Source organism: Nostoc sp. (assembly GCF_036916575.1).
Classification (GTDB): domain Bacteria; phylum Cyanobacteriota; class Cyanobacteriia; order Cyanobacteriales; family Nostocaceae; genus Nostoc.
The window spans coordinates 1-8,313 of the sequence record NZ_JBALGC010000083.1 but is presented as its reverse complement, the minus strand read 5'-3'; the positions used below and the strand labels follow the sequence as shown (position 1 = coordinate 8,313).

General features: G+C 43.9%; 9 protein-coding genes and 2 pseudogenes. 6 read left to right on the top strand and 5 right to left on the bottom strand.

The window, feature by feature from the left end:
• Window positions 1-492: 492 nt before the first annotated feature.
• The 4 genes and pseudogenes from V7L29_RS17285 to V7L29_RS17270 all read left to right on the top strand — a co-directional run.
• Window positions 493-1,452 (top strand): ParM/StbA family protein, encoded by a 960-nt coding sequence (locus tag V7L29_RS17285; RefSeq protein WP_334736257.1) that lies wholly within the window; start codon window positions 493-495, stop codon window positions 1,450-1,452.
• Between the two features lie 10 nt (window positions 1,453-1,462).
• Window positions 1,463-1,753, top strand: a complete 291-nt coding sequence (locus tag V7L29_RS17280) for a hypothetical protein (protein WP_334736256.1) — start codon at window positions 1,463-1,465, stop codon at window positions 1,751-1,753.
• A 560-nt stretch (window positions 1,754-2,313) separates the two neighbouring features.
• Complete coding sequence (locus tag V7L29_RS17275) at window positions 2,314-2,478, top strand: hypothetical protein (protein WP_334736255.1); 165 nt, start codon at window positions 2,314-2,316, stop codon at window positions 2,476-2,478.
• 122 nt (window positions 2,479-2,600) lie between these two features.
• A pseudogene (locus V7L29_RS17270) lies at window positions 2,601-2,781 on the top strand (IS701 family transposase); the annotation flags it as partial.
• 8 nt (window positions 2,782-2,789) lie between these two features.
• On the opposite strand, the gene V7L29_RS35530 reads toward V7L29_RS17270, so the two are convergent.
• The 5 genes and pseudogenes from V7L29_RS35530 to V7L29_RS17250 form a co-directional block, all read right to left on the bottom strand.
• On the bottom strand, window positions 2,790-2,897 hold the full coding sequence (locus tag V7L29_RS35530) for a hypothetical protein (protein WP_442944204.1): 108 nt from the start codon (window positions 2,895-2,897) through the stop codon (window positions 2,790-2,792).
• Window positions 2,898-2,990: 93 nt separating this feature from the next.
• On the bottom strand, window positions 2,991-5,468 hold the full coding sequence (locus V7L29_RS17265) for a glycoside hydrolase family 65 protein (protein ID WP_334736254.1): 2,478 nt from the start codon (window positions 5,466-5,468) through the stop codon (window positions 2,991-2,993).
• Window positions 5,469-5,478: 10 nt separating this feature from the next.
• Window positions 5,479-6,249 carry an HAD family hydrolase gene (locus V7L29_RS17260; RefSeq protein ID WP_334736253.1) on the bottom strand — a complete coding sequence of 257 codons (771 nt, stop codon included), beginning with the start codon at window positions 6,247-6,249 and terminating at the stop codon, window positions 5,479-5,481.
• A 38-nt stretch (window positions 6,250-6,287) separates the two neighbouring features.
• Window positions 6,288-6,620, bottom strand: a complete 333-nt coding sequence (locus tag V7L29_RS17255) for a hypothetical protein (protein WP_334736252.1) — start codon at window positions 6,618-6,620, stop codon at window positions 6,288-6,290.
• A gap of 182 nt (window positions 6,621-6,802) precedes the next feature.
• Window positions 6,803-7,044, bottom strand: a pseudogene (locus tag V7L29_RS17250) (cytochrome c oxidase subunit 3); the annotation flags it as partial.
• Window positions 7,045-7,138: 94 nt separating this feature from the next.
• On the opposite strand from V7L29_RS17250, the gene V7L29_RS17245 reads away from it, so the two are divergent.
• Window positions 7,139-7,288, top strand: coding sequence for a hypothetical protein (locus V7L29_RS17245; RefSeq protein WP_334736251.1), 150 nt, complete (start codon window positions 7,139-7,141; stop codon window positions 7,286-7,288).
• Window positions 7,289-7,301: 13 nt separating this feature from the next.
• On the top strand, window positions 7,302-8,237 hold the full coding sequence (locus V7L29_RS17240; RefSeq protein WP_334736250.1) for a strawberry notch C-terminal domain-containing protein: 936 nt from the start codon (window positions 7,302-7,304) through the stop codon (window positions 8,235-8,237).
• Window positions 8,238-8,313: the final 76 nt, after the last annotated feature.

Here is an 8,313-nt window from a genome sequence, read left to right as displayed (position 1 = left end):
TGGCATTCAAGTACTGTGGCGAGGTTGGTTAAAATTACACGATCTCTGTGAGGGTTGGCAGCTTGCAAAAGAGACTTAACGGGAAAAGTCAGATTCAGCAAGAAGTTAAAGATCAAAACTGAATTGCTTTTCAACAAAAAATTGATAGTAAAGTATAAATCAAAGAGTCAACGATGATCTAAATTAATTTCTGATGCATTGATAAAAAGATTTCAAAAAATCCTATTGGGGGCTATATGGGGGCTATATATACCCCAACAGTAGCTCACTACTTTGGGGATATTTTGACCCCTATATAGGGTACATATAGGTGCTAAATGGGGTATATTTGACTGATTAGCATTTTGTACCCCACTTAGCCCCCAAAGGGTTATGATAAACTCTTGAGTCTGGATCAAAAAGGGGGAGTTATTTTATTTTTCTCTCCCCCACTCCCCAAAATTATCTGAATAGATAGCTTTCACTTTCTCAAAGTGTATTACCTTTGTCTTTATGTCAAACATTCACACGTTGCAAAAAATTTTTCCTGCGGGTTTTGATAACGGTTACGGAAGTCTCAAACTTTTAGTCGAAGGGTTTGAAGTAGTTCGTGTCCCCAGCTATATAACCAATGCCGAGATGGAAGATGTTCCAGGGCGTGTAGTTTTTAACGGTAGTGCTTATACTGTTGGAGAGTCTGCTTACCGGACAGGGAATTATTTTGACCGGAATACCGATAATAATGAAAACAAAGTCAACAACGCATTATTGACTTTATTGGGTGCATTGGCACATTTACCACACCGTAAGGCTTGGCACTTAAAATTAGTTGTCAGTTTACATGATGTTGGTCTGGCATCAGAACTACAAAAAGTACTCAATGGAGAATATCAGCCAATACTTGCTGGCAAACAATCAGACGTAAAAGTAGAAGTGCTGAAAGTCGTTCTAGAGGGGATGGGTGCATTGTTTGGGCATCAACTACCCAAAAAATTAACTATTTTAGACTTTGGCAATGGTACAACCCTGTATTCTCGTTACAACCAGGGGAAACGAGAAGTTCACACCGCCTACCCCATAGGTGTAGAAGTTCTCATCGATGATATTTCCCAAAAGATGAAACATCTAAATGGGGGAAAAATCGGGGATGCCTCCAAAATCCGATTTTGTCTGGAAATGGGACATACCAAGTACAGCCGTGACATCGATATCAAAGATATATACAGTGCTTGTTTGAAAGATTGGTATGAAAGATACTTGAAGAAAGTGGTGAATTTGACACTTGATGCCAAGCACCAAGGGGATGAAATCTGGGCGATTGGTGGAGGTTGCCTCTTACCAGGATTTAAAAAGTTGTTAGAGAAGAATGGCTTCAAAATCCTGGACAACCCTGTGGAAGCTAATGTTTTTGGGCTTCTAGAAATGGCAAAAACTATTAGCAGCAAGAATTCAGCAAACACATCTCTTAAGTGAAGTTATAACAATGACAGATAAACAAGACTTAGCTCCGGTAAAAATTAGGCTCAAAGATAACTACCGAGAACGCATATTTGCAGAATCGCAAAAACTAGATAAAAGTTACCTGGACACGCTTTACTTTATCGTTGATTGCTATTTTGTTTTCATCAAGGCTGGATTACCTGCACAACTTTTAGCTGACACACCGATTAATACTGAGTTAAACCAACTTCCTTCAATGACTTCAACTCCATTTGCACAGGAAAAAGAAGAAGATTCTTCAGGGGAAACATTCAGACTTGATTTTGATTTGTAACCATCAAATGAAGTTGGCAACGGTAAACAAGGGGAATTAGGCTTAAGGGTGGTAAGTGGAATGGCACGCTTGTTAAACGTAAATCCCTGGTATTCCTGGATCAAAGGGTGTGGGGTTGCAGGTTCGGGTATGGGAAATTAAAAAGATGTTGAACTCCTTGAGGTACTGGCATTCAATTGTCTGGAACACACTCAGCCTACACCCTATCCCCAACAAGATAGCCAGCAAGGAGGTTTCACATGAATCAAGCGTGCCATTCCATTAGTGAGAGCTAATTCATCAGCGATCGCTTACGGTCGTTCATGTCAGCATAAAGTTATTCTTTCTCCTCCTCTTCCTCGTATTCATAATGTGCATAGTCTTTCCCGTGTTTTTCGTACCAATAACCGGAATAAAGACCTGTGGGAGATGTCGGAATTATTGACTGACTCAATTTGCAGCGATTTGGACAAGCACCCGCAAACACGAGGTCATGGGGCAATAGAGTTGTCTATGAGACTAAGATTAAGTGGGAACCTTTCAACTTGTGAAGAAGTAGCTAAATTTATTGAAGGTATCTTATGTACCCTTCATGGTGGTATCAACCTTGGGAATGGCAAAAAAATCAGCGTCAATTGCTGACCCGCGCTAGAAGTTATGCAGATATTTATCCTGATGATTATCGACAGCTAAAAGCTGAATGCAACAGAATACGAGAGAAAATCGGAAACTGGACTTTAGACTAGTTCCCGGTGCGAAACTAAATTTCCAAAAAATAAGCATACAGATTTAAGATGTTTCCAGCAACTAAAACCAAGGTTTTTAGGCTTTATAGAATGAGCTTTCTGAGTTTCGCACCGGGAACTATAAGTATAAGGAAGTTGGGAATTTATATGGTTTAAGAAATTGGGTTGAATATGGACTCAAGCAAAGTAAAAATGAATTGGGCTGGGCTGCTGAACCGAGTGACTGACTATTCTCAAATTCAAAAATGGTGGGAAATAGTTATGAGTACTTATCTTTTGGTTAGTCTTCACTCTCAAGTCTTGAACAATACTCAGGGTAAAGGCATTAATGAACCAGCAGATCCAGTTTCTAATGAGGCTTCTGGCGCTTGAATATCGAGAACAAGCAGCGTGAGGACGATCGCAAAAACGCCACCCACTAACGTCTCAATTCTCTGAGTGTCTAGTGATTGGGGGGTGTTTGTGTTGGGTGAATGCGATCACACAGTCGCTATACAGTCAATATTACTGGGTTAATATGGCAACATTTTATTTTCTTCTGCTCCACTGTTTGCAGATTCTTCAAATTGACTGCTAGGTGATGGAGGCGTATCTGTCTTAATTGGACCCCCTTCAAGTTCAACTACAGGTTTCAAGTCTACTCTCACCGGAACACCTTGAGAAAGGCAAATATCGTTACCCTGGTGCTGGATTGACAGCTCTGTTCCCTGTCGGAGTAAATAGATTACGGATTCCTTTTGAATATCGACTTCCAGCTGTTGCCCTCGGATGGTTAAAGGAAATCGCAACCGTTTGATGTTTTCAGGCAATCTGGGGCGGAAGGATAAGCAGCCATTACAGTCTCGCAATCCGCCAAATCCATAAACCATCATCATCCACGTTCCCCCCATTGCCGCGATATGGCAGCCCTCTTTGACATTACCTGAGACATCTCCCAAATCCATCAGCGCGGCGTATTTCGCATATTCGATCGCCTTCTTCATATAGCCAATTTCGGCAGCAACAATGCTTTGAATGCACACCGAAAGAGAAGAATCGCCCGTTGTCAGCGGATCGTAATAGTCAAAGTTGCGATGTTTTTGTTCAGGGGAAAACTTATGCCCTAACAAAAACATTGCCAGTACGATGTCGGCTTGCTTAATTACCTGATGGCGGTAAATTACTAACGGATGAAAGTATAATAGCAGAGGATATTTGTCAGCTGGGGTATTTTCAAAGTCCCATACCTCATCGTCTAAGAAACCATCGTTTTGCAGGTTAATTCCTAATGGTTCATCAAAGGGCAGATACATATTATCTGCTGCTTTCTTCCAGTCTTCGCTCTCAGCAACTTTTAAGTCGGTCTTATCGACTAAGCTGATAAATTGCTCTGGATAGCGATCGCGTAGCATTTCAACTGTTGTAGCGGCATCCCATAAGTTCTCTCGTGCCATCAAGTTAGTGTAGGTGTTGTTATTCACGACAGTGTTGTATTCATCCGGTCCCGTAACTCCGTGAATGCAGAACCGATCGCCCACTCGCCCAGAGAAAAACCCAAGGCTGTACCACATCCGCGCCGTCTCGACCAACATTTCTGCCCCTTGTTTGAACAGAAATTCCTCATCCCCTGTGGCTAACACATACTTTTTCAGGGCATACATAATATCGGCATCAATATGATACTGAGCCGTTCCCGCCGCATAGTAAGCAGAGGATTCTTCGCCATTGATGGTTCTCCACGGAAACAGCGCTCCATCTTGGTTGACTTCTCGCGCTCGCTGTCGTGCCTTGTCCAGCATACTGTAGCGAAACATCAGCAAGTTTTTGGCAATCTGAGGAGCCGTATAAATCAGAAATGGCAGGACATAAATCTCCATATCCCAGAAGTAATGCCCTTCATAAGCTTGGCTGGTGAGTCCTTTAGCCGCAACACCAGCTCCTTCTGCTCGTGCTGAGGCTTGAAAGATTTGAAATAAATTAAAGCGTAGCGCTTGCTGAATGGCATCGGGTGTTTCATCAGGCTCAGACGGATGTGCTTCGATTTGGATATCGCTGCGATCCCAAAAGTCATCTAGATACTGCCGTTGACTAACTAGTAAATTGTCAAACCCGTGGCTCATAGCACGATCGAGCAATCGCTCTGCTCGTTCGCATAATTCTGTAGTTGGAGAATGGCCAGAGGTGTGATACGTCATGTACTTGACCAATCGAATCGAAACTCCAGGTTGGGCATCAACCGAGAAGACAACTTCGCCATTGTCTTGGGAACACCGACTGTTATCGGTGTAGGAACACGCAGTTTCAAACCAATGATCGACTCCACAGGCGATCGTCATCTGACTGTTTCTAGTGATGTGACCCAGGACAATCCGACGATCCTTGATGTAGTGCTGTTGAGGCAGCAGCACCCGCTCTTTAAAGCCCTTCGCTAGGCGAGGATCGCCTTCACTAGCACGGGCAGAAGGGTCGTAGTGCATTTGAGAGGAAATAACAATAGGTGCTGTCGCGTTGAGAATTGTCACCTCGTAAGAAATGGCAGCGAGATGTCGATGGGCAAAGGAAACAAGTCGGCGCGAACGAATAGATACTTGCTTACCAGCTGGTGTTTCCCATAAGATCTCTCGGCTGAGCGTACCACCTTGCATATCGATTGCCCGCTCGTAGTGAAGCAGATTGGCAGTCGGCAGGTAAAATGGCTCATCATCCACGTATAGTTTAATAATTTTGCTATCTGTGACATTGACGATCGTCTGTCCAACTTTGGCGAAACCGTAAGCTTCTTCCGCGTAAACAATGGGCCAAGTTTCATAGAAGCCATTGATGAAGGTGCCATTTTGACTGACAGGCTCGCCTTCCTCAAATACGCCTCGCATTCCTAGATAGCCATTTGCTGTGGAAAATAGCGTTTCCATTTGTCCTAAGAAGCGAGGATAAAACTGTTTCTCAACCCATCGCCAAGACTCAGGAGGATAAATATATTTGGGAGGATTTATCTGTTCGCGTTGCAGCATAATCTCTGATCTATGACAACAGCTCGCTCAAATCTCGGACAACAATATCGGCTCCGTTTTGCAACAGTGCATCGGCATTCTGAGTCTGATCGACTCCTACCACCAATCCAAACTTGCCAACATGACCTGCTTGCACTCCAGAAATGGCATCTTCAAAAATAACCGCTCGTTTTGGCTCCACCCCAAGTTGTTCTGCTCCCAATCGAAAAGCATCTGGAGCTGGCTTCCCTGCTAAGTGCAATTGATCAGTAAGATTCCCATCGACGATCGCACCAAAGTAGTCTTCAATCTCAGCCGCTTTGAGAACCGCTTCGCAGTGATGGCTCGATGAAACAACCGCCATCTTGAACCCTTGTTGGTGCAGATGACGGACAAGAGCAATTGAGCCGTCATAGACTTCAACTGATTGTGAATGAAGCACTTCATCAAAATAAATATCCTTAAAATTGCCAAGCCCACAAACCGTGCTATACTCTGGCGGATCGGATGGATTACCGTAGGGCAATTGAATGCCGCGCGATGCTAAAAAACTTTGAACGCCGACATATCGCATCTTGCCATCGACATAGAGTTTGTAGTCATCCACAAGATCGAAAGGCTTAAAAGGCTCACCAGTCTTTTGGGCATGTTGTTGGAGAAACTCATCAAATAATCGCTTCCAACAGGCAGCATGAATCTTTGCAGTTGCAGTTAGTACCCCATCTAAATCGAATAAGGCAGCATCAAACTGACTTGAGGTAATAAATAAGTTAGGCTTGTTCATCAGATCTAGTAACGTCAACTTAAATCGCCACAAAAAGATATTCAGATTCGGCGCTTTTAGTCTTGACTGAGCGCCTTGACTAGCTTTCTCAGCACGATCGCACCCACAACGACACCACCCACAATTTTAGCTACTTTGACTGCTTGCTTCACACCATCACAGTGGTGTCGCTCAAAAACTTCATCTTTCAGCCATTCAGTCGTAGCTTTAAAGTTGTGCAGTGGTGTGGGCAGTAATTCCAAATAAGTACCCTGCCGAATTAAATGCCCTGCCTCGCCGTCTATCTCAAACTCGTTGAAAATATTGGCAACGCTTTCATCTAGCCCCAACTTGAGTAAAGTACCGCGCAAATTGACTTTAGCAGGTTTCAAGCCGTAGCCCAACGCCATCAGTAGTATTCATAGAGTAGCGGTTTGAAGCAGAAGCGATCGTTTTGGTCGATCAGGTCGAGCGAGGATAGTGTTCGTGGCGCAGATGCAGAGCGGTGAATAGCCCAGTAAATCCACCCCCTACAATTACGGTTTGATAAACAGGATTGGTCATAACACGACTCTCACAAGATGAATAAAGGTTAAGGTTGCCAGAGGTAGAGCAGTGAAAATAAAATCAGCCAAATTACATCGACAAAGTGCCAAAATAGCGATGTGGCACTGACACCGAAATGAGTTCGGTTGTAGTTGCCTGGAATAAAGAAACGACCAAACATCAGCAGTTGCAGCCCAATTCCCGCTAGTACGTGTAGTGTAGTCCGTGAAAGCCCGTGAGCAGATAAAACGTTGTGCCAAACAGACCTGTCGTCAGCTTGAAGGCCAGCTAGTGCAGGCGGGCAGAAATAACTAACCAGTGGTAGAAGTAGTATCAAACACTGATAAGCTCAAAGAATCAAAACAAAAGGGAGAGGGGAGAAATGCCTCAACCAGTTGCGATCGCCATCAGATTAACCGAACAACAAAAACGGTTGTTAGAACAAATAACTCGCGCCCGTACAAATCCGTATCGGCTAGTGCAAAGGGCACAGTTAATCGGATTCACGCTTATCTGGTGCGAATATTGCTGAAACAAACGCATTTATGGCGGGAGAAAAGCAAATACTCATATTTAGCGATGCTGGCGGCACAGGCAGAAGTTACCATGCGGATCTAAACGCTGTGAATCGCAGACGGCGATCGCACTATTTGCTAGAAGCTGGTTGGAGGGCTGACAAAGCAATTCAGGGACTTGGGCGGAGTCATCGGACGAATCAAGCATCTGCACCAATATTTCGACCTCTAACTACCAACGTCAGGGGTGAACGTCGGTTTATCTCAATGATCGCTCGAAGGTTAGACAGTCTCGGCGTACTCACCCGTGGACAAAGACAAACTGGGGGAAACGGCATATTTGATACCAAGGATGATCTAGAGTCTGAGTATGCGGAATATGCTTTGTATGAATTATTTAAGCAGATTTATCAGGGTAGATTCGCACAAGTCCCACTCGGAACCTTTGAGGAAATGACTGGGTTATCGCTGACTTCCACGGAAGGAGGAATGAAAATCGACCTCCCACCATTGCGGCAGTTCCTCAATCGTCTGCTGGCTTTAAAAATTGGGATGCAGAATCTCATTTTCGAGCGGTTTGAACTGCTACTGAGTCAACAAATTGAAACGGCGAAAGCTCAGGGAATTTTTGAGGTCGGAGTGGAAACACTTCGGGCAGAACGGTTTACGGTTGCTAGCACAGAGACAGTTTATACTCATCCGGTTAGCGGTAGTACTACCAATTACTTAAAAATCGAACGAGTTCAAAAAGCTGACATCAAAACTGCAATTGAAGCGGTCGATTTAACGACAAACTACTGGGGACGGCTAATGGTAAATGATAAGTCTTGTAAGGCGGCTGTCTGCATTCCCACACACAGCATCTTTAACGATGATGGTGGAGTTGTGCCAAGGGTTTTGTTGGTACGACCACAAAAAGAAATGCGTGTACCTCAAGAAAAGTTAATGGGACTTAAACAAAAGTAAAAGACAAAAAAAGGTATAATGCTCAACCAGATTAACTTTCACGTTGTAAAAGGCTGATGAAAGAAACGACCCCCGC

What these genes read in the sequence shown, in the direction of transcription:
- V7L29_RS17285 (WP_334736257.1), top strand. Translation starts at nt 493, where the DNA reads ATGTCAAACATTCACACGTTGCAAAAAATTTTTCCTGCGGGTTTTGAT.
- V7L29_RS17280 (WP_334736256.1), top strand. Translation starts at nt 1,463, where the DNA reads ATGACAGATAAACAAGACTTAGCTCCGGTAAAAATTAGGCTCAAAGAT.
- V7L29_RS17275 (WP_334736255.1), top strand. Translation starts at nt 2,314, where the DNA reads ATGTACCCTTCATGGTGGTATCAACCTTGGGAATGGCAAAAAAATCAG.
- V7L29_RS17265 (WP_334736254.1), bottom strand. Translation starts at nt 5,468, where the DNA reads ATGCTGCAACGCGAACAGATAAATCCTCCCAAATATATTTATCCTCCT.
- V7L29_RS17255 (WP_334736252.1), bottom strand. Translation starts at nt 6,620, where the DNA reads ATGGCGTTGGGCTACGGCTTGAAACCTGCTAAAGTCAATTTGCGCGGT.
- V7L29_RS17245 (WP_334736251.1), top strand. Translation starts at nt 7,139, where the DNA reads ATGCCTCAACCAGTTGCGATCGCCATCAGATTAACCGAACAACAAAAA.
- V7L29_RS17240 (WP_334736250.1), top strand. Translation starts at nt 7,302, where the DNA reads ATGGCGGGAGAAAAGCAAATACTCATATTTAGCGATGCTGGCGGCACA.